At 66.6% G+C, this 24,817-nt stretch carries 23 protein-coding genes and 4 pseudogenes; 17 read left to right on the top strand and 10 right to left on the bottom strand.

Annotation, left to right across the window (positions count from 1 at the left end):
• Positions 1–58: 58 nt before the first annotated feature.
• Together Atro_RS05620 and rloA3 are read left to right on the top strand one after the other, a co-directional pair.
• Positions 59–145 (top strand): annotated as a pseudogene (locus Atro_RS05620) (hypothetical protein); the annotation flags it as partial.
• 516 nt (positions 146–661) lie between these two features.
• Positions 662–1,189 carry a retropepsin-like aspartic peptidase RloA3 gene (gene rloA3 / locus Atro_RS05625; protein ID WP_497926789.1) on the top strand — a complete coding sequence of 176 codons (528 nt, stop codon included), beginning with the start codon at positions 662–664 and terminating at the stop codon, positions 1,187–1,189.
• On the opposite strand, the gene Atro_RS05630 is transcribed toward rloA3, so the two are convergent.
• Positions 1,186–1,518, bottom strand: a complete 333-nt coding sequence (locus Atro_RS05630; RefSeq protein ID WP_497927620.1) for a YkvA family protein — start codon at positions 1,516–1,518, stop codon at positions 1,186–1,188. The genes rloA3 and Atro_RS05630 overlap by 4 nt on opposite strands.
• 297 nt (positions 1,519–1,815) lie before the next feature.
• Here Atro_RS05630 and Atro_RS05635 point away from each other — a divergent pair, with 297 nt between their 5' ends.
• From Atro_RS05635 to Atro_RS05645, 3 genes are read left to right on the top strand one after another with little or no spacing between them, the layout of a single operon-like run.
• Positions 1,816–2,556 carry a glycosyltransferase gene (locus Atro_RS05635; RefSeq protein ID WP_497926790.1) on the top strand — a complete coding sequence of 247 codons (741 nt, stop codon included), beginning with the start codon at positions 1,816–1,818 and terminating at the stop codon, positions 2,554–2,556.
• A gap of 3 nt (positions 2,557–2,559) precedes the next feature.
• Positions 2,560–2,832 (top strand): lipid-A-disaccharide synthase N-terminal domain-containing protein, encoded by a 273-nt coding sequence (locus tag Atro_RS05640; protein ID WP_497926791.1) that lies wholly within the window; start codon positions 2,560–2,562, stop codon positions 2,830–2,832.
• Positions 2,833–4,389: an ArnT family glycosyltransferase gene (locus Atro_RS05645; protein ID WP_497926792.1), complete on the top strand. Its 1,557-nt coding sequence runs from the start codon at positions 2,833–2,835 to the stop codon at positions 4,387–4,389. It begins immediately after the preceding gene.
• A gap of 20 nt (positions 4,390–4,409) precedes the next feature.
• Here Atro_RS05645 and Atro_RS05650 read toward each other — a convergent pair whose 3' ends face one another.
• From Atro_RS05650 to Atro_RS05660, 3 genes are all read right to left on the bottom strand, one after another.
• Positions 4,410–4,640: a hypothetical protein gene (locus Atro_RS05650; RefSeq protein ID WP_497926793.1), complete on the bottom strand. Its 231-nt coding sequence runs from the start codon at positions 4,638–4,640 to the stop codon at positions 4,410–4,412.
• A gap of 116 nt (positions 4,641–4,756) precedes the next feature.
• Positions 4,757–5,530 (bottom strand): phosphatase PAP2 family protein, encoded by a 774-nt coding sequence (locus Atro_RS05655; RefSeq protein ID WP_497926794.1) that lies wholly within the window; start codon positions 5,528–5,530, stop codon positions 4,757–4,759.
• On the bottom strand, positions 5,517–7,475 hold the full coding sequence (locus Atro_RS05660; protein ID WP_497926795.1) for an LTA synthase family protein: 1,959 nt from the start codon (positions 7,473–7,475) through the stop codon (positions 5,517–5,519). The genes Atro_RS05655 and Atro_RS05660 overlap by 14 nt, the downstream gene beginning before the upstream one ends.
• Positions 7,476–7,663: 188 nt before the next feature.
• On the opposite strand from Atro_RS05660, the gene Atro_RS05665 reads away from it, so the two are divergent.
• The 7 genes and pseudogenes from Atro_RS05665 (at position 7,664) to Atro_RS05695 (ending at position 14,938) form a co-directional block, all read left to right on the top strand.
• A complete protein-coding gene (locus Atro_RS05665; protein WP_497926796.1) occupies positions 7,664–8,347 on the top strand; it encodes a response regulator transcription factor in 684 nt (227 codons plus the stop codon).
• Entirely contained in the window at positions 8,337–9,599 is a 1,263-nt protein-coding gene (locus Atro_RS05670; protein ID WP_497926797.1) for a sensor histidine kinase, read from the top strand. Before Atro_RS05665 ends, Atro_RS05670 begins: the two co-directional genes overlap by 11 nt.
• Before the next feature lie 135 nt (positions 9,600–9,734).
• Positions 9,735–10,433, top strand: coding sequence for a class I SAM-dependent methyltransferase (locus Atro_RS05675; protein WP_497926798.1), 699 nt, complete (start codon positions 9,735–9,737; stop codon positions 10,431–10,433).
• Positions 10,430–11,139: pseudogene (locus Atro_RS05680) on the top strand (lipopolysaccharide kinase InaA family protein). The gene Atro_RS05675 and the pseudogene Atro_RS05680 overlap by 4 nt, the downstream one beginning before the upstream one ends.
• A gap of 853 nt (positions 11,140–11,992) precedes the next feature.
• Positions 11,993–12,277, top strand: a complete 285-nt coding sequence (locus tag Atro_RS05685; RefSeq protein WP_497926799.1) for a DUF2790 domain-containing protein — start codon at positions 11,993–11,995, stop codon at positions 12,275–12,277.
• Between the two features lie 379 nt (positions 12,278–12,656).
• Entirely contained in the window at positions 12,657–14,732 is a 2,076-nt protein-coding gene (locus Atro_RS05690; protein ID WP_497926800.1) for an ELM1/GtrOC1 family putative glycosyltransferase, read from the top strand.
• An 80-nt stretch (positions 14,733–14,812) separates the two neighbouring features.
• A complete protein-coding gene (locus tag Atro_RS05695) occupies positions 14,813–14,938 on the top strand; it encodes a hypothetical protein (RefSeq protein WP_497926801.1) in 126 nt (41 codons plus the stop codon).
• Between the two features lie 119 nt (positions 14,939–15,057).
• Here the strand turns inward: Atro_RS05695 and Atro_RS05700 are convergent, their stop codons facing one another.
• Positions 15,058–15,255: a hypothetical protein gene (locus Atro_RS05700; protein ID WP_497926802.1), complete on the bottom strand. Its 198-nt coding sequence runs from the start codon at positions 15,253–15,255 to the stop codon at positions 15,058–15,060.
• On the opposite strand from Atro_RS05700, the gene Atro_RS05705 reads away from it, so the two are divergent.
• From Atro_RS05705 to Atro_RS05720, 4 genes are all read left to right on the top strand, one after another.
• On the top strand, positions 15,254–15,838 hold the full coding sequence (locus Atro_RS05705; protein ID WP_497926803.1) for a hypothetical protein: 585 nt from the start codon (positions 15,254–15,256) through the stop codon (positions 15,836–15,838). The genes Atro_RS05700 and Atro_RS05705 overlap by 2 nt on opposite strands.
• Before the next feature lie 538 nt (positions 15,839–16,376).
• A complete protein-coding gene (locus Atro_RS05710; protein WP_497926804.1) occupies positions 16,377–16,790 on the top strand; it encodes a con-10 family general stress protein in 414 nt (137 codons plus the stop codon).
• 120 nt (positions 16,791–16,910) lie between these two features.
• Positions 16,911–17,129 (top strand): DUF2795 domain-containing protein, encoded by a 219-nt coding sequence (locus Atro_RS05715; protein WP_497926805.1) that lies wholly within the window; start codon positions 16,911–16,913, stop codon positions 17,127–17,129.
• A gap of 30 nt (positions 17,130–17,159) precedes the next feature.
• Positions 17,160–17,411 (top strand): DUF2934 domain-containing protein, encoded by a 252-nt coding sequence (locus Atro_RS05720; protein ID WP_497926806.1) that lies wholly within the window; start codon positions 17,160–17,162, stop codon positions 17,409–17,411.
• 186 nt (positions 17,412–17,597) lie between these two features.
• Here Atro_RS05720 and Atro_RS05725 read toward each other — a convergent pair whose 3' ends face one another.
• On the bottom strand, positions 17,598–18,638 hold the full coding sequence (locus Atro_RS05725) for a glycosyltransferase family 2 protein (RefSeq protein ID WP_497926807.1): 1,041 nt from the start codon (positions 18,636–18,638) through the stop codon (positions 17,598–17,600).
• Positions 18,639–18,883: 245 nt separating this feature from the next.
• On the opposite strand from Atro_RS05725, the pseudogene Atro_RS05730 reads away from it, so the two are divergent.
• A pseudogene (locus Atro_RS05730) lies at positions 18,884–19,385 on the top strand (heme-degrading domain-containing protein).
• 16 nt (positions 19,386–19,401) lie between these two features.
• On the opposite strand, the gene Atro_RS05735 reads toward Atro_RS05730, so the two are convergent.
• The 4 genes and pseudogenes from Atro_RS05735 to pgi all read right to left on the bottom strand — a co-directional run bounded on the left by Atro_RS05735 (position 19,402) and on the right by pgi (position 24,813).
• Positions 19,402–20,616: an aldose 1-epimerase family protein gene (locus Atro_RS05735; protein WP_497926808.1), complete on the bottom strand. Its 1,215-nt coding sequence runs from the start codon at positions 20,614–20,616 to the stop codon at positions 19,402–19,404.
• 125 nt (positions 20,617–20,741) lie between these two features.
• A pseudogene (locus Atro_RS05740) lies at positions 20,742–21,712 on the bottom strand (carbohydrate kinase family protein).
• A gap of 54 nt (positions 21,713–21,766) precedes the next feature.
• Positions 21,767–23,056, bottom strand: a complete 1,290-nt coding sequence (locus Atro_RS05745; RefSeq protein WP_497926809.1) for a sugar MFS transporter — start codon at positions 23,054–23,056, stop codon at positions 21,767–21,769.
• 89 nt (positions 23,057–23,145) lie between these two features.
• Positions 23,146–24,813 carry a glucose-6-phosphate isomerase gene (pgi, locus tag Atro_RS05750; RefSeq protein WP_497926810.1) on the bottom strand — a complete coding sequence of 556 codons (1,668 nt, stop codon included), beginning with the start codon at positions 24,811–24,813 and terminating at the stop codon, positions 23,146–23,148.
• Positions 24,814–24,817: the final 4 nt, after the last annotated feature.

Genomic DNA, 24,817 nt, shown 5'->3' on the forward strand with positions numbered 1-24,817 from the left:
GACTGAACGAAGCCGGACTTCGCGGGTCATTCGGCAATAGGAATCCCGAACGACATGTCCGCTCGAGACAGGCCATTTCTATACCCGATCAAATACGATGCCGTTGCCGGCGAAACTTCCTCCGGGAAAGTTTCTAGATGGATGACATGCTTTTACTGGTCTCGACCGGAAAACGACGTCGCGCACTCCGAAGAGCACGCACGGCATTCCCGATGAATCCGGCTTCACCTCGCTTGTGAAAAAGTCGTTTTCTCCCGGCTCTTCTAACAGGCATGTCAAAGCCTCTCAAAAAAGTATTTCAAGATATTACAAGAGGTATTAACAATTCTTCAACAGGGGGGCATGCCATATATCGACCGGCGGCCCGGAGGGCATGTTCAAAGTTTATTCGCCGATAAATTAATAATTCATCATGTGAAAAAAGCGTTAATCAAACACGAGCATTTACCATGAATTTCGGCAACCCCATAACGAGGAGGGAACCCGCAATAAGCCACTAACTAATTGATGCCTCTCACGCTCCTGCGCCGAAGCGTCCCCTGCCGCGTGGCAGACCGGGCAGCGGGCAGGCGCCAGGGCCGGCCCGTGCAGGGCATGCCGACATTTTTTTCACCGACCGCCTACTATGGTTGGCCGATCTTTCCCCAGGAGCCTTTCCCCGATGCGTTTGCCCAAGACCTTCCCTCTGGCGCTGCTGCTGTGCGCCATTGCCTTCCCTGCCGCCGCCGAGACGCCCGACCGGGTGTTCGGCTGGATCGAGAAGGGGCTGATCCAGCCGGAGAACATTCCGGTGAAGATCAAGCTGGATACCGGCGCCCTGACCTCCTCCCTGGATGCCAAGGACCTGGAGCGCTTCGAGCGCAACGGCGACGAATGGGTGCGCTTCAACGTCGAGGTGACCGACAAGGACACCGGCAAGCTGATCGACTCGTCGTTCGAGCGCCGGGTGCTGCGCAACGTGAAGGTCCGCGGTGCCGGCGGCGCGGAGCGCCGGCCGGTGGTGAAGATGCAGATCTGCATCGGCAAGCGGCTCTACGACGAGGAGTTCTCCCTGAAGAACCGCAGCAAGATGAACTACCCCGTGCTGATCGGCCGGCGGACCCTGGGCCGTCTCGGCCTGGTGGACGTGTCGCGGACCTTCACCGTCGACCCCGAGTGCGCGCACGGCACCGCGGACAAGGCCGATTAAGCCGCCAGCCAGCGGCCGGCGAAATAAATCCCCACCGCCCAGAGCAGCAGGATCAGGCCGGCCGCCGGCCAGTTGACCGGTCTCGGCACCTGCCGAAGCTCCCAGGCCTCGGCCTGCTGCCGACCCTCGGCGAGCACCGCCGGCGGCAGCAGGCGCAGCGCCAGGAAGATGCCCAGCGGCAACAGGATCACATCGTCCAGATAGCCGAGCAGCGGGATGAAGTCGGGGATCAGGTCGATGGGGCTCAGCGCATAGGCGACCACGCAGACGACCAGAAGGCGCGCCGGCCAGGGCGTTTCCGGGTTCCGCGCGCAGAACCAGAGGGTCATGATCTGCCGCTTCAGACTGCGCGCCCAGCCCTTCAGGCGATTCTTGAGATTGGCGAGGGTCACCCTGTAGATCCCGTGTCGATGACGATGCGCCATCAATAGCAGAAGCCCGGCGCCCGGGAAACGGCGCCCTCTGCGCCAGAGCAGAGTAGTCCGTCGGCTACCGCCGACATGCCCGGAAATGTCTTAAGAAAAAACTAAGCTTTCACGGCGAACATACCGCCTGCCGGGGTTTCGCCACGGCCGCGATCGCCCGTGGCGAAGCCCCATTCCCATGGACAGGAAGAAGAGCACGACATGGAAGATCCTTACGTATCCGTCCTGATTCCGGCCAAGGACGAAGCCGGCAATCTGACCCCGCTGCTGGAAGAGATCCGCCGGGCGCTCGTCGGCGAGGCCTACGAAATCATCGTGGTGGACGACGGCAGTCGCGACGGCAGCAGTGCCGAGCTGCACGCCCTGAAAAGCGCCGGCTTCGCCGAGCTGCGCCTCCTCCGCCATGCCCGCTCGCTCGGGCAGAGCACGGCCCTGCACCGCGCGGCGCTCGCCGCCCGCGGCCACTGGCTGGCCACCCTGGACGGCGACGGCCAGAACGATCCGGCGGACATCCCCGGCATGCTCGCCCTGGTGCGCGGCAGCGAGGGCCGGGCCGACGGCCTCAAGCTGGTGGCCGGGCACCGGGTCGAACGCCAGGACAGACTCGCCAAGCGCTGGGCCTCGCGCTTCGCCAACGGCCTGCGCAGCCGCATTCTGCAGGACGGCACGCCGGATACCGGCTGCGGCCTGAAGCTCATCGAGCGGGAAGCCTTCCTGCGCCTGCCCTATTTCGACCACATGCACCGCTTCATCCCCGCGCTGATCCGCCGCCACGGCGGCCGGATGCAGGTCCATCCCGTCCACCACCGCCCGCGCCGGGCCGGCGTCTCCAAGTACGGCAACCTCGACCGCGCGCTGGTCGGCATCCTCGACCTGTTCGGCGTCTGGTGGCTGATCCGGCGCACGCGCCTGGACGTGCCGGCGCAGGAAATCGGAGGCTGAGGCATGGAAAAACAGACGCTCTGGCTGGCGATCGGCTTCGCCGGCCAGATGGCCTTCACCGGCCGCTTCCTCCTGCAGTGGCTGTACAGCGAATACCAGAAGCGCAGCCTGATCCCGGTGGGCTTCTGGTACCTGAGCCTGGTCGGCAGCGCGCTGCTGCTGGCCTACGCGCTCTATCGCCAGGATCCGGTGTTCATCCTCGGCCAGTCGTTCGGCTTCGTCGTCTACCTGCGCAACCTGCAACTGATCGCCCGGCAGCGCGAGCGGAGGGACTGAATGACCGGTTTCAAGCTATCGGCAGCCGTCTCGCGGCGCGCCGAACTGGGCGGCCTGCTGCTCCTGGCGCTGCTGCTGCTCGGCGCCGGCCTGGGCCTGCGCCAGCCGCTCAACGTCGACGAGGAGCGTTTTCTCGGCGTGTCCCTGGAAATGCTGCAGAACGGCTCCTGGTTCATCCCCCACCGGGCCGGGGAGATCTATCCGGACAAGCCGCCGCTGTTCATGTGGGCGGTCGCGCTGTTCGTCCGCCTGACCGGCAGCCCCGGACTCGCCCTGTTCCTGCCGGCCCTGCTCGCCGGCCTGGTGGCGACGGCCTGCCTCCACGACCTGGGCAGCCGCCTGTGGAGCCGCCGCGCCGGGCTCTGCGCCGCGCTGCTGTTCCTCGCCACCTACCAGACCTTCAGCATCCTGCGGGCGGGCCAGATCGACGGCTTTCTCTGCCTGTGGATCGTCCTCGCCCTCTACGGCCTGCTCCGCCACCTGCTGCTCGGCCCGGCCTGGGGCTGGTATTACCTGGCCTGTGCGGCCATGGGCCTGGGCATCATCAGCAAGGGGGTCGGCTTCCTCCCGGTGCTGATGCTGCTGCCGTACGGCTATGCGGTGCGCCAAGGCTGGCCGGGGGTGGTGCCGATGCCGGGACAGGCGCGCGCCTGGCTGCTCGGCCTGCCGGTCGCCCTGGCGGCCATCGGCGTCTGGCTGCTGCCCCTGCTGGTCGGCGTCGCCCTGCACGGCGATGCCGACAGCCTGGCCTACGTCCGGGAGATCCTGCTGCGCCAGACGGCCGAGCGCTACGCGAATGCCTGGGCCCACCGGGAACCGTTCTGGTACTTCTTCGTCGAGGTGATTCCCAAGTACTGGCTGCCGCTGGTCCTCGCCCTGCCCTGGCTGGTCCCGGCCTGGTGGCGCCGGCTCGCCAGGCGCGACGGGCGCCTGCTGGTGCTGCTCGGCTGGGTGGTGCTGGTACTGCTGTTCTTCTGCCTGAGCAGCGGCAAGCGCAAGCTCTACATCTACCCGGCCCTGCCGGCGCTGGCCCTGGCGGCCGCGCCGCTGCTGCCCTGGCTGCTGCACCGCTGGCTCGCCGGCCGGCCGCGCCGGCGCCGGCTGCTCCTCGGCCTGAGCCTGTTCTGGTTCGTCGCCTGGTTCGCCCGCGGCTTCATCGAGCCGGCCAGGACGGGAGCCAATCCCCATGAAGGCATCATGCGCCAGGCAGCCGAACTGACCGGCGGCGCGGAGCTGGTGCTGACCGAATGGCGCGAAGGCCACTGGCTGTTCGCCCGCCAGCCCATCGTGCATTTCGGCTTCCGCGCGCCGGCCACGGTCGAGCAGGCCGCCGCATGGCTGCGCGGCCATCCGCAAGCTTTCGCCCTGGTGCCGGCCCGCGACCTGGCCCGCTGCTTCCGGCCGGAGCGGGCGCACCGGCTCGGCGGCACCTCCCGGGCGACCTGGCTGCTGGTCGGCGCCGAGGCGGACAACGGCGCCTGCCGCAGCGATCCGCCGGCGCGCGTCTACCGTTTCGCCTGGCAGACGGCCGGGGCGGCGCTCGCCGCCGGCCGCTAGCTAGCGCGGCGTACGGGATATCACCGCTGCAGCTCCTCCCAGTCGGGCAATATCCCCATGTCGCGCGCCCACATGGCCAGATCGATGTGCTTCGCCATGACCACATCCTGCGCGGTGTCCATCGCATAGAAATCGCCCAGCTCCTCATAGGCCTGGGAGTCTTCCCGGCAGCGATACAGCTGCTGGTTGTCCTTTCTAAGCGCCCGGTTGATCCTGGCCAGCAAGGCCCGCTCGGTCACCATCACTTTCATGGGAACGACCTCCTTCTCGGAAGGGAGAGGTTTATCTACCAGTGTGCAGCAGCAGAGCGCGGACAGGCCCCGATGCGACGAGCGGACGTCGGGGGGGGCGGCCAGAGGGAGCCTGGCTAGCGCTTCGCCCGACAGACGGCCGGGACGGCACCCGCCGCCGGCCGGTAGAGGATCTGCCGGTAACCCAGCGTGCAGATCGTCCAGTCGAGCAGCAGCGTCCAGAGGTTGTGGGACAGGAAGTGCGCGCCCTGCATCACCCGGCCGAGGGAGAACGCCGTGCCCAGCCCCAGCGCCGTCCACAGCGCGGCCCGCGCCAGCCGCGGACGGCGGTCGCGCAGGGCGAAGAACAGCGCCAGCAGGGAGAAACCGGCCGAGGCGTGTCCGCCCGGCCAGCAGCGCCCGGCCTTGAGCACCGGCGGCGCGCGCTCGGCGAGCAGCGCGGTATGGATTTCCTTGCCGCCGAACTCCTCAAGGCTCCACGGGCAGTGCATGCCGGTCAGGGTCTTCAGCGGGTTGACCAGGCTGGTCGACAGCCCCATCGCCAGCACCAGGTAGCCAAACACCCGGCGCCAGCGGCTGAGGGCCGTCGGCAGCAGGCTGAGCAGGAAGCCGGCGATGGCCAGCACGCCGACGACGATGACCAGCTGCTTGGCCCGGTCGTGCAGGAAATTCTCCAGGAAAGAACCGTAGTGGCGACCGATGAAACCCTCGCCGGGCACGTAGAACAGCCGGCTGATGGCGAAGTCCAGGCGGCTCGGATCGAACAGCAGCAGGAATGCCATCGCGGCCAGCGGCAGACCCAGGGCGAGGCGGAAGTCGAACGGTCGCGACGGCGCCGGCAGCGGCTCGGTCGGGGCCAGCGCCGGCAGGCTCGGCTCAGTCGCCGACATGCGCGACCTCCCGCGGCGCAGCGGGTGCCTGGACGCCGAGCAGCCCGTGGCTGAACTCGTAGCTGGCGCCCTGGTAGTAGCCGATCACCCGCCGCACCAGGGGATCGTCGGCCGAGGACGGTGTTTCGCGGCTGGCGCCCAGGGCGTCGTCGTGCCGGCGGATGCCGCGGCGCGGGCTGAGGATCGCCAGATCCTTGCCGTCGAACAGCCCGAGGTGCTGGTAGTTGCCGATCAGCGCGCGGCCGGGCGCCGGCTCGTGCAGCAGGTCGTGGCCGAAGAAGGCCGAGGTGTAGTCCAGGTTGAGCAGGCCGAGCAGGGTCGGCGCCAGGTCGATCTGGCTGGCCACGCCGCGGTACTCGCCGGGCGCGACCAGACCGGGCGCATAGACGAACAGCGGAATGTGGTAGCTGGCCACCGGCAGGTCCTCGCGCCCGGCGCTGCCGGCGGTGTGGTCGGCGACGAAGACGAACAGGGTCTGTCCGAACCAGGGTTTCTGCCGCGCCTCGGCGAGGAAGCGGCCGATGGCGTAGTCGGTGTACTTCACCGCGCCCTCGCGGCCGCTGCCCGAGGGGATGTCGATGCGCCCCTGCGGATAGGTGTAGGGACGGTGGTTGGAGGTGGTCATCAGTTGCAGGAAGAACGGCCGGCCGGCGGCGTGGTCGGCGTCCGCCAGCTTCAGGGTCTGTGCGTAGAGATCCTCGTCGGCCATGCCCCAGGCGTTCTCGAAGTGGATGTCCTGCGCGTCGACGCTGGCCTGATCGACGACCCGATAGCCGTTGCCGGCGAAGAAGGCGTTCATGTTGTCGAAATAGCCGCGCCCGCCGTAGACGAACACGCTGTCGTAGCCCTGCTCGCGCAGCTGCTCGCCGAGGCTGGCGTAACCCGTCTCGCGGCCAATGCGCTTGACGATCGAGCGCCCCGGGGTCGGCGGCACCGACAGGGTGATGGCCTCCAGGCCGCGATCGGTGCGCGTGCCGGTGGCGTAGAAGTCGGTGAAGAACAGGCTCTCCCGGCGCAGCCGGTCGAGGTTGGGGGTGAGCCCGCGGCCGTCGCCGAAGCTGCCCAGGTACTTGGCGCTCAGGCTCTCGACGGTCACCAGCACCACGTTGAGCCGGCGCGGCTGGCCGGGGTTGTCGATGGCGCGGCGCAGGTCCAGCGGGTCGCGGCCGACGAAGCGCGCCTGCGGCTCGTCCAGCTCGCGGTGCAGTTGCCGGGCGACCTGCGCCTTCGGCAGGGTGGCGTAGAATTGCGGGTAGTCCAGCTCGTTGTTGCGGAAGGCGGCGAAGAACTGGTACGGGCCGTTGCCGGCCAGCTCGCGCTGGTAGGGGTTGCCGCCGCTGCCGCGGGGGAACTCCTGGTCCAGGCCGAGGACGCTCAGGCCGCTCAGCGACAGCCCGGCGAGCACTGCCGAGAAACGCCCGCGCCAGGCCAGCAGCGGCGCCTCCAGGGCGGCGCGCACCGCCCGGCGCAGCAGCACGGCGCCGGCCACGGCCAGCAGCGCCAGGCCCGCCAGCAGCGCATTGACCGGGTACGACTCGCGGATGTTGGCGATCACCTCGTCCGAGTAGACCAGGTAATCCACCGCGATGAAGTTGAAGCGCACGCCGAATTCGTCCCAGAACAGCCACTCCGCCAGCGCGGTGAACAGCATGACGAACAGGCTGAAGGCGACCAGGGCGTGCAGCAGCCGGCGGTGCCAGCGCTGCCGCCAGAGTCCCGCGGGACACAGCAGCAGGTAGATCGTCAGCGGCAGCGCGGCATAGAACAGAAAGCCCAGGTCGTAGACCAGGCCGATGGCGTAGAGGCCGAGCAGTTGCAGCGGGCCGGCCTGGGCGTCGCCCAGGTGGGAGAGCAGCAGCACGCAGCGGGTCAGGAAGAACACCGCCAGCCAGGCACAGAGAATGATGGAAAGGTAGCGGAGTTGGGCATAGCGCAGCCAAGGCATCCCGATGATCCTTGCAGTGGAACGATGGCGCGCAGTCTGCTCCGCCGGACGGTGAGCGACCCGTAAAAAGCCGGTAAAGAACTGGTGAAAGTCCCAGATGCACGACCTTTCGCCATACCGCCACAACATGCCGCGCCGCCTAGCGGCTTGCTACAGTAGCGGCCCCTTTTCCCGCCGAGAGCGCGACCATGCGTATTCTGGTCATCGAAGACAACCGCGACATCCTCGCCAACGTGCTCGACTACCTGGAGCTCAAGGGTTACACGGTCGACTGCGCCCAGGACGGCCTGAGCGGGCTGCACCTGGCGGCCACCGGCCAGTACGACCTGATCGTGCTGGACATCATGCTGCCGGGCATCGACGGCTATCAGGTCTGCGCACGCCTGCGCCACGACGCCGGCAGCGAGACGCCGATCATCATGCTGACCGCCCGCGACGCCCTGGACGACCGCCTGCAGGGCCTCAACAGCGGCGCCGACGACTACCTGATCAAGCCCTTCGCCCTCTCCGAGCTGGTGGCGCGCATCGAAGCGGTGCTGCGCCGCACCCAGGGCAGCCGCAAGCGCCAGCTGAAGGTCGGCGACCTGAGCTACGACCTGGACACCCTGAACGTCAGCCGCGCCGGCAAGGCGCTGCGCCTGAACCCGATCGGCTACAAGCTGCTCGCCATCCTGATGCAGAAGAGCCCGGCCGTGGTGCGCCGCGAGTTCCTGGAAAACGCCCTGTGGGGCGACGACCTGCCGGAGAGCGACAGCCTGCGCAGCCATATCCACCAGTTGCGCCAGGCGCTCGACAAGCCCTTCGACAAGCCCCTGCTGCACACCATCCACGGCGTCGGCTACCGTCTGGCGGAGAGTCCGAATGCGCATTAAGCAGCCCTTCGCCCGGCGCATCGTCATCGCCTTCACCCTGATGACCATGCTGGTCAGCGGGTTCTTCTCCCTGAGCATCGTCGCCATCGTCCACTTCATCGAGAAGCATCTGGTCACCCAGGACCTCAAGCGCGAACTCGACATCGTGCTGGACAACGACATCAAGGAGGGGGGTGTCCCCCGCCTGAGCGCCAACACCAGCTTCTTCGCCTCGAACCTGCCGCAATATCCGATTCCCGAGGACATAAAGCCCCTGGAGAAAGGCTTCAGCGAGCTGGCGGAAAACGACCGCACCTATTACGTGTACGTGAAGGAGGTCGGCGACGAGCGCTATGTCCTGCGCGAGGACCAGAGCGAATTCGAGGCGCGCGAGCGGCTGCTCTTCAAGGTGATACTCGGCTGTTTCGTGCTGAGCGTGGTGGGCGCCTGGCTGCTCGGCCTGCTGCTGGCGCGCAAGGTGATGGCCCCCCTGACCCGCCTGGCCCGCCAGGTCCGCCATCGCGACCAGCTGCTGACGCTGGCGCCGCCCCTGGCGCCGGAATATCCCGACGACGAGGTCGGCCACCTGGCGGCGGCCTTCGACAGCACCCTCGGCCAGCTGCGCCAGAGCCTGGAGCGCGAGCGCCTGTTCACCAGCGACGTCAGCCACGAGCTGCGCACCCCGCTGATGGTCATCCAGGGCGCCTGCGAGCTGCTCAACGAAACGCCCCTGCCGGCGCAGTCCAGCGGCCAGGTGGCGCGCATCGGCCGCGCCGCCCAGGAGATGCGCGAGCTGGTGCAGACCTTCCTGATCCTCGCCCGCGCCCGCCGGGAAGAGGCCGCCATCGGCGGCAGCGCCACCCTGGCCAACGTGGCCGAGGAGCAGAGCCAGCGCTGGGGGCCGCTGATCCGCGCCAAGGGCCTGGACTTCGAGCTGGTCACCGAGGGCGGCGACGGCGCCAGCTACAACCTCACCTTCCTGCGCACGGTCCTCTCCAACCTGCTGCGCAACGCCCTGCACTACACCGAGCAGGGCAAGGTGCGGCTGGTCCTGGAGAACGGCGGCTTCCGCGTCGAGGACAGCGGCATGGGCATTCCCGAGGAGCAGCGCGAGCGCATCTTCCAGCCTTTCGTGCGCGGCGAGCAGGCCCGTGGCGAGGGCCTGGGCCTCGGGCTTTCGCTGGTCAAGCGGATCTGCGCGCACCAGGGCTGGCAGGTCCGGGTGAGCAGTCTGGAGTCGGGCGGCAGCTGCTTCCAGGTCCGCCTGACATAACCGCAACGGCCGACGACGCGCCGACGAACGGAACGCCGGCGCCGGCACTTTTGACTTTTTATCTACATCTTTTTGCCACCCAGTCGATACATTTCAGTACCATTACTCCATCCCCAGCCCAACGAACTCCTTGCTATGTCGTCGAGAACACGCATCAGCGGACTGGAACTACCGCGCCAATTCGGCCAGACTCGGGCCGCGCAATCCCTGGCCAGACAGTGCGACCGTCTGGTCCGGCAAGTCTCCCACTGGCGTGACGGGCAACTGGCCCGACGCGCGCTGCAACAGGCCGGCGATCCCAACCTGGTCCTGGATCTGCCGTGCGGCGCCGGCCGCTTCTGGCCGCTGCTGACCGAACAGCCCAACCGGGTGGTCCTGGCCGCCGACAGCTCGGAAGAAATCCTGTCGATGGTCAAGGCCGACCACGCCGACGACGTGCTGGCGCGGGTGCGAACCTTCCAGACCTCCCCCGTCGCCATCGACCTGCCCGACAACGCGGTCGACAGCATCTTTTGCATGCGCCTGCTGCACCACGTCGCCGACCGCGAAAGCCGCCTGGCCATCCTCCGCGAGTTCCACCGGGTCAGCCGCGACAGCCTGATCGTCTCCCTGTGGGTGGACGGCAACTTCAAGGCCTGGCGCCGCCGCTACCTGGCACGCCTGCGCGCGGAGCAGGAAGGCTACGAAGAAAGACGCAACCGCTTCGTCGTCGACCGCGCGACGATCGAGGCGGAATTCCGCGAAGTCGGCTTCGACATCGTCGGCCACCACGACGCCCTGCCCGGCTATGCCATGCGGCGCATCTATGTGTTGTACAAGAGGACCTCTGCGTGAACGAATCTGTTGCCGTACAGCCGTTGGAGTCTTTCGCCGGAACCTTCCAGAACTGGTGGAGCCGCCAGGGAGAATGGGTCGAGGAGCCGAATGTCCGCCGCGCCGGCGAAAGCGGCGTGCAGCGTCTGACCACCCATGTCGTGCCGCTCTACAGCAAGCGCCAGACCGGGCACCTCTACTATACGCTGCGCCATCCCCTCGGCCGGCCCACCGTGCTGCGCGAGCAGGATGCCATCGAGGCCATCGAGCGGCTCGGCGTGCGCGTGCCGAAGATCGTCTTCTGCTCGGCGCGTAAGACCGCCGGCAAGTGGCAGGCCCTGCTGGTGACCGAGTCGCTGGAAGGCTTCGTCAGCCTGGATGCCTGGTATGCCGGCGAGGAGCGCCAGCGCTGGGGCGAAGCGGTCCACCGCCAGGTGCTCGAACAGCTCGCCCTGAGCCTCGCCCGCCTGCACCGGGGCCACTGGCAGCACGGCTGCTGCTATCCAAGCACCTGTTCGTCAAGGTCGAGGAAAAGGCCGGCCGTCCGGTGGCGGAAATCGCCCTGATCGACCTGGAGAAGAGCCGCCGGCGCCTGCGCATCGCCAGCGCCTCGCGCCGCGACCTGGACCAGCTGCGCCGCCACTGCCCGGAGATGTCGCCGGCAGAGTGGGACCACTTCAAGAGCGTCTACGACCAGGCCCTGGCCGCCCCGGCCGACAGCGCCTGACCTCCCCGGAGAGGGCGCCGGCCCTCTCCTCCTCTCTGCCGCGCCCTTACGCCCCACCCGGCCCCGTCCGGAAGCCTCCGTGCGCCCGGGCGTTCGACGCTCGCCGTCCCGAAGGCCGGCATATCCCTAAGCCATCCGTATCCTTCGCATGACCGTCCAGCCCCCCGTGCAAGCACCCGCGCTCCGGCTTCGCCGAGATAGAACAATGCACGCCGCTGTTTTCGAATAGCGCGGCAAATGTAATTAAATATGTAAGTGTAAGAATTTGTTCGACGAAAAATAAGCGCAGCAGGCGTTGTTTCTATATAGTCCGGCAATCGACAGGCAAAGAGATATCATGCCTGTTGCATTCAGTTTCATTTGCCCGGTGGAATCCAGACCTTAAATTCCTTAAGTTTCAGTTTCGTTACTTATGGCGTAATTCGCTATTGGCCGCCCATGGATTTATGCCCTGCCAACTCCCGCAACTTCAGGAGGCACGACATGAATGACCGGCTCGCACGAAGCATCTGGAATACTTGCACTGGAACAACCCCACATGCAGTCGGGAAGTACTGCACCGGCACTCGAACAGTGAAACAATTTGTTATTCGCCCCGACCAATCGATGAGCCTTTTCAGCCGCAGACACAGGCCCGCCGCCAAAGCGACGCCGGCCCCGCAGCGCCCGCCAGCCAAGGCGCGGCGGCACTTCGCCCCGCTAGCGCTATAGCAAGGCGCCAGCTGGCCGAAGCGGTCCGCCTGGAAGACGCTGCGCTTCCTGCATAGATCCCAAGAGCCGATGCCGAGCCGACACTCCGCATCCCGGGCTCCCTATTTCCATTTCTCCACTAAATATACGGGACGTCACCACTATGAAACTTTTGAAGTTCGCCATTGCCATTACCACGCTCGCCATAGCCTCCGTCTCGATGGCCGGAGAAACCTCGAAAGAGTCCGGCTCCAAGACACATCCCGAGCCACACCCTTATCGGTACGGCATGGACATGGATATTTCGGAACTTATAAAGTTCGAATACCTGCGCCCCGTGCCCGGCTCTTGCGGACCCATCCCGGCGCATATGGTCTACAAGGACTCCAACGGCGCGATCAAGGTCGTCGAATACCTGTATCCCGATACCAGCGGCTGTACGGACTGAATATCGCGCAGAACTTGCAACAGTCCTGAGAAGGATATGTTCGCCAGGCGAAATACCGCCTGAGCGCGTGCGGAGAGGGCGCCGGCCCTCTCCTCTTCCCGAGTCCCTGATCGCCCTCCCGCCGCAGGCGCCATCCCTCCTGCGATGCCGTTATGCCCCGGCCAATCCGGCTCAGTCGCCAAATTCACCAGCAGAACGCCGTCCGCCGGCTTCAATAGGAAATACCGGCTCGAAGTGCTGACGGAAATCATGGCGTCGGCAGAGCCGAGCGCATCAACTTCCTGCTTCGCCGACGCGCGGCAGCCGTTCGAGCTTCACAGGCCGCCGGCATTCTCCATACGAGGCAAACCGACTTTTGAAACGCAAGCATGAGGGACGCATGACTTCTTTCGAACCAATGCCCGTACCGCACATCCAGCCGGTGGTATTCGAGGCCCGCGAGGGGGCGTCCGAGGCGCCGGCGGTGCGCATCTTCCTCGGCACCCAGCCCGAGCAGTACCGCGCCGAGCGCGTCTTCTTCCATTCGCTGGAGAAGGTCCGCCACCCCGACCGGCGCTACGAGGTGTATCGCATGACCGGCCTGCCGGGCTTCGATACCCAGGGCTGGCGCACCGGCTTCACCAATTACCGCTTCGCCATTCCCGACCTCGCAGGACGCCACGGCCGGGCCATCTACAACGATGTGGACCAGATCTTCCTGGCCGACCCCGCCGAGCTCTTCGACGCGCCGCTGGGCCGGCACGGCTATCTGGCGCTCTCCCCCGACGACAGCGCCGTCATGCTGATCGACTGCGCGCGCATGGCCGGCTGCTGGAACTTCGAGAGCGCGCGCCGCCAGAGCAAGAAGAAGCTGCATGCCCTGGCGGCCGCCGAGCCGGAGCGCTGGGGGCCGCTCGATCCCGCCTGGCATGCGCGGGACCTGGAGTACCGGCACGGCGAATCGAAGCTCCTGCACTACACGACCCTGCACCTGCAGCCCTGGCGGCCGACGCCGGACCAGTACTCCTACCAGATCAACCCCTACGCCGAATATTTCCTCAGCCTCGAACAGGAAGCCGACGCGCAGGGCTACGAGGTCTATACGGCCGCCCGGCCCAGTCCCGGCTTCGCCCAGGCCTGCCTGGCCCCGCCGCAGGCTGCCGCGGCGCTGCCCGAGGACCTCCTCGCCTTCGCCCGCGCCACGGGCGGCGCCAGTCTCGGCCTGGCCGGCGCCTGGCAGGAGCCGGCCGGCAGCGGATTGGCGACCGGGCGCTGGCGCTTCGAGCAGTTGCGACATGCCGACCTGCCGGTGCAGGACGTCGTGGCGGCCCGCGGTCTGGAGTCGCTGCCGGCGGAGGATCTGCCCTGGCTGGTCGACCGCCTGTTCGGCCTGAGCCGCAAGCTGGTCTACATCCAGGCCGGCCTCGCCGCGGACGGCTCCCAGATCGGCACGCTGAACGGCTGGCGGGCGCTGCTGCGGCGCATCGCGCGGCGCTATCCGGAGCGCTGCTGGCAACTGGACTGCCGCGACCGCGACGGCCGCCTGCAGCGCCTGCGCGCGGATTTCCCGCTGCGGGCCGACCAGCCGAAAGTCTGGGTGCTTCTCGGCCAGCACGGCAGCGACAACGCGCAGCTGGTCGCCATCGCCAAGGCGCTGGGCTGGCCCTACGAGTGCAAGCAGACGCACTTCACCCCCATCAAGCACATTCCCCACCTCCTGCAGCAAGGGCGCCTGGCGAAGGCGGCGCCGGGGCTGAACGCGCCCTGGCCGGACCTGGTGCTGAGCGCCGGCTGGCTCAGCTCGCGGATCGCCCAGTGGATCAAGCGCCGCTCGGCAGGCCGGACGCGCCTGGCGACCATCGGCCGGCCGCGCACGGCCCTGGCCGGATTCGACCTGATCCTGACCACGCCCCAGTACTGCCTGCCGCTGCGCGACAACGTGGTCGACCTGCCCGCCCCGTACATGGAGCCGCGCACCCCGGACGACGGACAGCTGGAGGCCTGGCGGCAGCGCTTCGCCGATCTGCCCCGCCCATGGATCGCCTTGCTGGTGGGCGGCGACAGCTACCCCTACTTCCTCGATGCCGCAACCGCCAGGGCGCTGGGCGCCCAGGCCAGCGCGGCGGCGCGGGAGCGCGGCGGCTCGCTGCTGGTCTCGACCAGTCCGCGCACCTCGGGCGCGGCGGCCGACGCCCTGCTGCAAGCGATCGACGCGCCGCACTTCGACTACCGTTTCGGCCAGAGCCAGGACAACCCCTACCCGGCGATCCTGGCGCTCGCCGATGCCTTCATCGTCAGCGGCGACAGCGCCTCCATGCTCACCGAAGCGCTGATGAGCGGCCGGCCGGTGGCGGTGTTCCCCTGCCGCTGCACCGCCGTCTCAAGGCCCGTCTGCGCCATGCCCTCGAACGGCGGCTGGGGATCATCGACCGGGCCCTGGGCACCCGGGGCACGCCGCGCCAGCAGGACAAGATAGGACGCCTGTACGACGCCGGCATCGTCGCCGGGGTCCTCAAGCGCGGACGCCGGCTGGAGGACCTGCACACCGCCCTGGACGTGTCGCCCCTGCCGCACGGCCTGGACAAGACCCCGGGGCTGACGCCGGAGCTGCTCGCCACCTCGCGGGCCCGCGCCATCGAGGCCGTCCGCGCGCTGGTCGTCGCGGAACGCCCGCTGCCATGAACGAACCGACCAGGAGCGATATGGAACATCGTCTCGAACGGGCGCCGAGCGCCACGCCGATAGCAACCGCCTCCCCACCCTGCCCCGGCGTCCTGCACAAGGCACCTGCGGCCGGGTTTTCAGCCGTGCCGTTTCCCCATCTGGCCATCGACCAGGCGCTGAACGAGGCCGCTTACGCCAAGCTGGCGGCGACCTTCCCGCCGTTGGAGCGCTTCCGGGCGGACGCCGCCTCGCTCGACAACCGCGTGCTGCGCATTCCAGCTTGTCGGGTGATCGCCGAAGAAGGGTTTTTTTTCGCCCGAGTGGAAGCACTTCATGGCCTACCACACCTCGGCGGCGTTCTGGCAGGAGGTCCTCGGGGTCTTCGGAGACGAGGTGCGGCGCCGCTATCCGCACCTCGACAGGCTGCACGACAAGCCCCTGGAAGAGTGGAGCGTCGTCCGCCGCGGCGAGGAACGGTGCGGCGATGTCGCCCTCGACGCCCTGCTGGTGGTCAACACGCCGGTACGGAAACGCCCTTCGCACGTGAAGGGCCCGCACGTCGACCACCACACCAAACTGTGGACGGGGCTGCTGTACATGCGCGCCGAAGACGACTTCACGCCTGGCGGAGACCTGGAGCTGTTTTCCGCGCCCCCTTCGCTCAAGTTCGACCGGCACGGCGTTTCCCGCCGGGATGTCGAATGCGCGGTGCTGGTGGGCTATGAAACGAACCGCTTCGCCGGGTTCGTCAACGGCCCCGACGCGCTGCACGCCCCGAACAGCCGGCCACCGACCCCCTATGTACGCCGCTACGTCGACTTCGTGATCGAACTGGCCGAACCGCTTTACCACCTGCCGCAGATGGGCCCGCTGCGCCGCTGGTTCTTCCGCAGCTTCCAGAGGGAGGAAACCCGCTGATCGATCTCGCCCGGCGAGACCTTGCCAGCAACGCCGGGCGCCTAGGGGATCCTCGATCGGGTCCAGGGGACAGCCGGTTACAGCGGCTTTCCGGCCGGGTACCGGGACGAGAGGGCGGGCAAGGAAAACCGGGTATCGCAGGCAATCGGGCCCGGCCCAAGCGACCGACCCCGCTGTATACGGGCAAGCCGGTGGCAGAGCGGGCGGTGAAGGAGTTGAAGCGGCTGCAGTTATCGATACGAACAAGCGGAATACAGAGACATTGCATTCGACAACTCTCGAAGAGCCATCCTCGCCTGCCTATGGCACCAATTCACCAGTTATTCTAAATTCAAAAAACGATAAGCTCGAACTATCAAGAAAAGATCTGAATACCGCCTATCAGATAATTCGCCGCGCAGGAACTCGCTTTATTTATGCACCTCTTAACTCATGAGGCAGTTGTTGGTCTCTATCAATTCCTAATTGGCATTAAAGTCTCCTATGTATGTGATTTTTTACATTCATAGTCTAAAAAGCAGATTGGGAGGAAATGATCATGACTGAAAAAGATAAAGGCAGCATGAGCGTAGAGGAAGCCGGGCGTAAGGGTGGAGAGGCAACCTCGAAGAGCCATGACAAAGAGTTTTATCAAGACATTGGCCATAAAGGTGGCGAAGCAACATCCGAGAGTCACGATAAAGAGTTTTATCAAGAAATAGGCCATAAGGGTGGCGAGGCAACGTCCGAGCGCCATGGCAAAGAGTTCTACCAGGAAATAGGTCATAAAGGTGGCGAAGCAACATCGGAAAGCCACGGTAAAGAGTTCTACCAAGAGATAGGCCATAAAGGTGGCCAAAGTAGCGGTGGAAACTTTGCCAATGACCGGGAACGAGCGTCAGAGGCAGGCCGCAAGGGTGGACAGAGCCGTGACAAGGGCTCTGCGAGTGATCGGGAGGAAGAGTACGAATAGGATCAATAGCCAGGGTGGCCTTGATAGCGGATGTGAAAAGCGGGAGCGACGGCTCCCGCACTTACTTAGTCAGCCGTACGCTTTTCCAAGCGCGGCTGTATATGAAATTGGAGGTTAGTCATGACCAGAGGCCTGGGTGGTCAGTCTCCCGCTAACGTCGCTTATTATTTGAAGGGCATCGATTTTCCGGCCAACCGGGAGCAGATTTTAAAGCATGCGGAAGGCAACGGGGCCGAATCTGCGGTGCTGGACAAGATCAAGCAGTTGCCGGATACAGATTATGAAGATATGGCCGATGTCATGAAGGGTTATGGAGAAGAATCTCAAGATGAGAAATGACACTTTTATATATGCTCGGAGATTATATATATGGCTATGAGTATCGATGAGCAACGCATTCGCGAGAAGGCCTATGCGATCTGGCAAGCCGAAGGCTGCCCGACAGGAGAAGAGAGACGCCATTGGGAGATGGCTTGCAAACAGGCCGAAGCCGAAGTTGAAGCAGAGGCCGGAACCAACGCCGCTGCCAAAGTTGAAGCGTCAGAGTTCGTACCAACGCCTACAACTTCTCCTGCCGAACAGAGCAGCGCTTCCGTCGAGCAGGATAATCGGGCAGTTTAAGCCAATAAGAATCTTCGCTACGCCTATACCGGACCAAGCCTCCTTGTCGTTCGCGCCAAGTGAAACCGCCTACAACTCGGCGCGGCGACGCTCAGCGATACCCCGGCCAGGGGCTGGCCGGACCTGATCCCCGAACTGATCGGCCAGCAGGCTGCAGGCCTGCACAAACAGCCCGCATACAAGGCTCTAGGCCGGCAGCGGATGCCGGCCGGGCAGTTGCCACTGCTGCCAGTACTTCCTGAACAGCGCGGACGGCTCGATGCGGCGCGTCAGCGGCGAGCGCCAGGCGCGTCGGAAGGGCTGCAGATCGCGCCGGCGCCGCGCGCGCCAGCACAGCTCCAGCCAGCGCTCGACGACGACCCGGCCGAAGGCGTTGCGGGCAAAGCGCCCGCTGTGGCGGTTGGCGGCCTCCAGACGCAGCAGCCACTGCTCGGCCCAGTCCATGTAGTCCGCGTCGAAGCGCTCGCCCAGTTGCTTGAGGCGCGTCAGCGCGTAATGCCGCGCCAGCTCCCCGTCGTCGGCCTCCACGCCCAGTTCGGCGAGCGCGCGCCGGCAAATGGCGATCTTGCACTCGCGCAGCAACTGCTGGGCGTTGCGCGTGATGCGCCCGTCGTGCTCGCGCCCGCAGACCAGGATATCGGCCAGATTGGCCATGCGCCGGCTGCGCGAGAGGCGCTGATGCAGATCGTAGTCCTCGCTGCAGGGGAACACCGCCCGGTAACCGAACTCCCGCAGGATCGCCGTGCGCGCCATGATCGTGCGGTTGGTCATCGCGCAATGGAACGGCAGGCTGGCGGCGACCTCGTCGGCCGCCAGCGGCTGCCGGCGCACGCGCTTGAGCGGCCGCCCTTGGGCATCCATGAAGTTGCAGGCGCTGCCGACCTGGGCGATGTCCGCATGCCGGTCGAGAAAGGCGACCTGCCGGGCGAGGCGGTCGGGATAGCACAGATCGTCGCTGTCGAGCAGGGCGATGTACTCGCCGCGCGCCAGTTCGAGACCGCGATTGCGGGTCGCCGGTATGCCCAGGTTGGCCGGGTTGCATTCGATCCGCAGACGCGGGTCGCGGTACTCGGCCAGCCGGGCGAGCGTGCCGTCGGTCGAGCCGTCGTCGAGGACCAGTACCTCGAAATCGCCGAAGGTCTGCGCCAGTACGCTGTCGAGCGCCGGGCCGATGTAGCGCTCGCGGTTGTAGACAGGAATAAACACCGTGACCTTAGGCGTGTTCATGGGACTTCGCTCTCCACTCTCTGCGCTTCTCGCATACGTCTTGCCGCGGCTGCACCGCGGCGAACCTGCCGGCGCGGCGGCATCCCAGCATAGCGCGTTCCGGAGAGCGGCTGGCGAAGTATCGGCCCCTGCGCAGACGGCGGGCAGCGCGGCGCGCACGTTGCCCGAGCGCTTTGCGTTCGTCGCTCGGCTCGTGTTTGATAGAAAATAATTTCCACAATCACAATAAACGGAAAAAATAATCCATGAATCTAGAGCATGATCTCGCCCGCATCGCCCTCCAGGAAGCGCGCCTGCAATTCCAGCGTTTCGACGCCGACAGCGCTTGGGGCCCTCGGCACGCGCCTGCGGACCCTCGCCGAGCGCCGCCAGGCGGCCGTCGCGATCGAAATCCACGTCAACGGGCATCCCCTGTTCCTCTGCGCGATGCCGGGCACCACGCCCGACAATCTCGATTGGGCGCGGCGCAAGCGGAACGTGGTGCTGCACTTTCGGCGCAGCTCGTACGCCATCGGCCTGCAACTGCAGAGGGACCGCACGACGCTGAGCGAGCTGGCCGGAATGGAGGTACGCGAATACGCGCCGCACGGCGGCTGCTTTCCGATCATCCTGCGCGGAACCGGCTGCATCGGCACCGTCGTGGTGTCCGGGCTGCCGCAGCGCGACGACCATGCCCTGATCGTGGAGGCCCTGGCCGAGCTGCTGGAGGAGCGGCACGCCGACCTGGCGCTCGACGAGGCGCGCTGAGGCGCCCGGCGCGGGGTCAGTCCCCGTGCAGATCGACCAGCGGCGTCTCGCGCACCTCGGTCGGCCGCCCGGCCTGGATCTCCTCGACCCGCTGCAGGGCCTGCTCCACTGCCGCCCGGTCGGCAAGCAGCGCGAAGCCGAGCTGGAAGCGGCGCTGCTCCCGCGGGCCGATGGTCGGCACCAGGCCCAGCGAGCGCTGATGGCGGCGGTTGTAGGAGAAGCTGGTGCCCGGCTCCAGGCCGGTGACGTAGCCCTGGCGCTCGGTGTCGGTGTTCTTCCACAGGGAGAACACCGGCAGCTGGCCGATATCGAAGGCGACCGCCACGCCGCGGTCGCCGGCGCGGTTGTGCAGCACCGCCAGGCTCTCGCCCAGGGCGTCGCCGTAGGGGATCAGGTTGTAGACGGTCTCGTCGTAGCCCTCGGTCGGCCCGCGGTAGCTCTGCCATTCGTCCAGTTCGCCTCGCGCCCGCTCGTTGAACGGCGAGACCTGCTTGACCGGAGCGACGAAGCGCGCGCCCTGCTCCAAGAGCGGCGTGCCGAAGTTGTTGTGGTAGAGCGCCTGGTATTCCTTGGGGTAGTCGCCGCGGTTGGTCAGGCAGTCGTCGAGGCTGAAGCTCTGCGCGCCCGGCTCGGTGCTCAGCTCGCTGACGATGGCGAAGTCGACCTTCTTGAACGCCTGCTCCTTCAGCTCGCCGCGCAGGCGGATGGTGTACGGCGGCTTCGCGTCGATGCTCAGCACCACGCGCGACGCCGGAATGTTCGATATCCGCCCGTGCAGGCTGAGCAGCTCGCCGTTGTCCACGCCGGGATGGCCCATCCACTCGTAGCCGCAGCGGGTGACCAGCTCGTTGAAGCCTTCCAGCCAGCCGAGGCCGCCGCGGGCGTTCTGTTCGACGAACGCCGGGTTGACCACTTCGCCGACCGGCGAGTCCCAGCCCAGGCGGACGTCGCCGGCCACCGCGCGCAACACGTTCATGCCGCGGGTCGGCACCACGGTGAGGGTCATCGCGCCGGTGTCGATGTCGACCAGGCTGACGCCTTCCTGGCGACCGCCGTGCAGGGTGCGCAGGCGGACCGAGAACGGCCGGTCGGTCTCGATGCCCAGCTGGCGGCTGTCGATGCTCCAGTTCTGCGGGGCCTTGTCGCTGTCGAGCAGGACGAATTCATGGACCGGCGCGGGCGTGGCGCTGGCGACGGCGCCCGGGCCGTCGAGACCGGAATGCTTCTTCATGATGGATTCCTGTGCGTTCGATCGGGTGGTCGGCCGGGCCGGAGACGAAAAGGAAACGGAAGATTTTCCCTCGTCCCGGCCCTGCGGAGTCGGCGCGGACCGATCCGGGCCGCGCTGAATACAGGCTAGACGACCGGCTCCGGCTGGCCGGCCGCGGCCGCCAGCTCGTGGCGGCGCGGCAGGTCCGGCCCGCGGCGCTGGCAGGTCAGCGCCGCCGCCGCCTGGGCGAAGGCGAGCATCTGCTCGAGGTGGGCCTTTTCCAGGCCATCGAGCGCAGCCGGGCGGTCGAAGCCCTGCTCGGCCAGGTAGGTGATCAGCGCCGCCTGGAAGGTGTCGCCGGCGCCCACGGTATCCACCGTGGTGATCTTGTGGGCCGGGCGCGACCAGCTGCCGTGGGCGCGGCTGAACACGGTCACGCCGTTCTCGCCGCGGGTGAGGAACACCAGACGGCACTGGTGCTGCAGGAAACGCTCGGCCATCGCCGCCGGGTCCTCGCCCGGATAGAGCAGCGCCAGGTCCTCCTCGCTGACCTTGACCAGATGGGCGTGCCGGGCGAAAGCGCCGATCCGCTCGCGCCAGACGTCGAGATCGGGCTCGACGTTGAGGCGCACGTTGGGGTCGAGGGTGATCAGCAGCTCCTGGGAAGAGCGCTCCACCAGCCCGTAGAGGGTGTCCGCGGTCGGCTGCACGACCAGCGAATAGGAGCCGACATGGATACCGCGCACCTCGCCGCCCAGCGCCGGCACCTGCTCCGGGCGCAACTGGCGATCCGCCCCGGCATGCCCGTAGAAGCTGTAGTGGGGCACGCCCTGCGCGTCCACGGCGACCAGGCTCAGGGTCGTGGTGGCCGCTTCGAGGGGCACCAGGTAACGGGTCGACACCCCCTCGTCCTCCAGCACCTGACGCAGCTGCAGGCCGAGAAAATCGGTGGAGATCCCGGTCAGCAGGGCGGAGTCCACCCCAGCCGGCTGAGCCCCACCGCCACGTTGAAGGGAGAGCCGCCGGCAATCGCCTTGAAGCCCACCTGCCGTGGCAACTCACTGCGCGCCGGCTCGACGAACAGGTCGAACAGCGCTTCTCCGCATACTAAGAACATCGCGCACCTCTTGATCGCAGACCGCGACAGCGGCCGGGAAACGACTTCACCGGCTCACTCGCTGGCCAGAGTGGAACTGGAAACGCAGGCCTCGGCCGGCTTCTGGGAAAGTCCGTACAGCGCCACCACCACGTAGCAGAAGAACGGAACGATGAACGAGGTCGCCATGCCGAAACTATCGGCAATCGCGCCCATGACCAGCGGCAGGAGCGCGGCGCCGACCAGGGTCATCACCAGGATCGAGCCGCCCCGGTTGGTCTGCCGGCCCAGGCCCTGTACGCCCATGCCGAAGATGGTCGGATACATGATCGACATGAAGAAGTACATGCCGATCACCGCGACGACCGAAACCTTCTCCACCGCCAGCATGGCGACCACGGTCAGGAAGGCGCAGGCGATGGCGTTGAACACCAGCAGGTTGCGCGCCGGGAGGCGGCGCATCAGCCAGGTGCCGGAGAAGCGGCCGATCATGTAGCCGATCATGGCGATCGACAGCAGGAAGGAACAGAACTGGGGCGTGCTGCCCTGCCAGTGATCCAGGGCGAAATTGATGAAATAGGCGCCGACGCCGACATAGGCGCCGATGTTGCAGAACTGCGCCAGCAGGGCGAAGGTGAAGTTCCTGCGGCGCCACAGCGAGACGCCCTCCTCGGCCGGCGCCTCGGCAGCTTCGGCGTTCTCGACTTCGCTACCGACTTCGGGGAAGGCGGTGCGGGCGAAGACCACCATCAGCCCCACCACCAGCACGGCGAGCGACACGTAGATCAGCGAGGTCGGCGCGATGATGCTGCCGGCCAGCTCGACGGGGGGCGCATAGAGCACCGCGCCGCCGATCATCGGGCCGAGGAATACCCCCAGGCCGTTGAAGGACTGGGCGAAGTTCAGGCGCTGCACGGTCTTGTCCGGATTGCCCAGCGCGGCGGCGTAGAGATTGGCCGACACTTCCAGGCAGGCCAGGCCGCAGGCGAGCACGAACAGCGCGAGCAGGAAGGCGTTGAAGGTCGCCGCCAGGGAAGCCGGCACGAACAGCAGCGCGCCGATCGCGAACAGGGCCAGGCCGAGTAGGATGCCGGCCTTGTAGCCGCAGCGCTCCATGAACAGGCCGACCGGCAGCGCCATGATGAAGTAGGCGCCGAAGTAGGCGGTCTGGATCAGGCCGGACCGGGCCCGGGAGATGTTCAGGGTTTCCTGGAAATGGTGATTCAGGACGTCCAGCAGGCCATGGGACAGCCCCCACATGAAGAACAGCGCCGTCACCAGGGCAAAGGCGAAGGTCGTGGAGATGGGGGCGCTCTTCCCGGCCGTACCTTGCGACCGCTCTTGCACACTGAGTTCGACGTTCATCGTAACCGTTCCTTTTGGAGTTATTGTTCAGGTGCAGGCAGGACCGCGCCCCGCGGCGCGGTCCTGCCAAGTTCATACGTGCGTTCGGATCAGCCGCGGTGACGGCCGCGGAAGTAGTCGATCAGGCCCTGGGTCGAGGAGTCCTCGGCCGGCGGCGCCTCGTAGCCGGTCAGCCGGCCGTAGACGTTCTTGCCCAGTTCCTTGCCCAGCTCGACGCCCCACTGGTCGAAGGAGTTGATCCCCCAGATCACCCCCTGGACGAACACCTTGTGCTCGTACAGGGCGATCAGCGCGCCGAGGCGGCTGGGGTTGAGGGTCTCCACCACCAGGGTGTTGCTCGGCCGGTTGCCGGGGATCACCTTGTGCGGCGCCAGGCGCTTCACCTCCGCCTCGGGCAGGCCCTTGGCGCGCAGCTCGGCCTCGGCCTCCTCGCGGCTCTTGCCGCACATCAGCGCCTGGCTCTGCGACAGGCAGTTGGCGTACAGCCACTGGTGGTGGTCGGCCACCGGGTTGTGGCTGACCACCGGCACGATGAAGTCCGCCGGAATCAGCGGGGTGCCCTGGTGCAGCAGCTGGTGGTAGGCGTGCTGGCCGTTGCAGCCGACGCCGCCCCAGATCACCGGGCCGGTGCCGCAGGACACCGGGCTGCCGTCCTGGCGCACGCTCTTGCCGTTGGATTCCATGTCCATCTGCTGCAGATGCTTGACGAAGTTGCGCAGGTAGTGGTCGTAGGGCAGGAAGGCATGGGTCTGCGCGCCCCAGAAGTTGTGATACCAGACGCCGAGCATGGCCAGCAGCACCGGCATGTTGTTCTCGAACGGCTCGCTGCGGAAGTGGCAGTCCATGGCGTAGGCGCCGGACAGCAGGTCCTTGAAGTTGGCCATGCCGATGGCCAGGGCGATCGGCAGGCCGATGGCCGACCACAGCGAATAGCGCCCGCCGACCCAGTCCCACATCGGGAAGATGTTCTTCTCGCGGATGCCGAACTCGACCGCCGCCTGGCGGTTGCTGGTCACCGCGATGAAGTGGCGATAGAGCTTTTCCTCGGTGCCGCCCTTGGCCAGGTACCAGGCGCGCGCGGCCTGGGCGTTCTTCAGGGTTTCCAGGGTGCCGAAGGTCTTGCTGGAGATGATGAACAGGGTGGTCTCGGCGTTCAGCCGGGCGGTCAGCTCGCGGAACTCGCTGCCGTCGATGTTCGCCAGGTAGTGGCAGCGCACGCCGGACTGCTGGGTGTAGGGCAGCAGCGCCTCGGAGACCAGCTCCGGTCCCAGGTAGGAGCCGCCGATGCCGATGTTCACCACGTCGGTGATGGCCTTGTCGTTGTAGCCGCGCCACAGCTTGTTGTGGATGCGCCCGACGATGTCGGTCATCTGCGCCAGGGCGGCGTGCACGTCGCGCATGATGTTGTGGCCGTCGACGACCAGGCTGTCGCCCATCGGGCGGCGCAGCGCGGTGTGCAGGACCGGGCGGCCTTCCGAGTCATTGATTCGCTCGCCGTCGAACATCGCCCGGGCGGCCTGCTCGACGCCGGCCTCGCGGGCCAGGTTGACCAGCAGGTCGCGGGTTTCCCGGGTGATCAGGTTCTTCGAGTAGTCGAGAAAGAGCCCGCAGCTGGCAGTGGAGAACTCGTCGAAACGGCCGGGATTGCCCAGGAACGCCTCGCGCATGTGGAAGTTCTGCATGGCCTGGCGGTGTTCCTGCAGGGCCCGCCAGGAGGCCAGAGCGGTGACGTCGAACGCGTGCGGGTAGTAGCTCATGGAG

The organism is Azotobacter tropicalis (genome assembly GCF_059739045.1).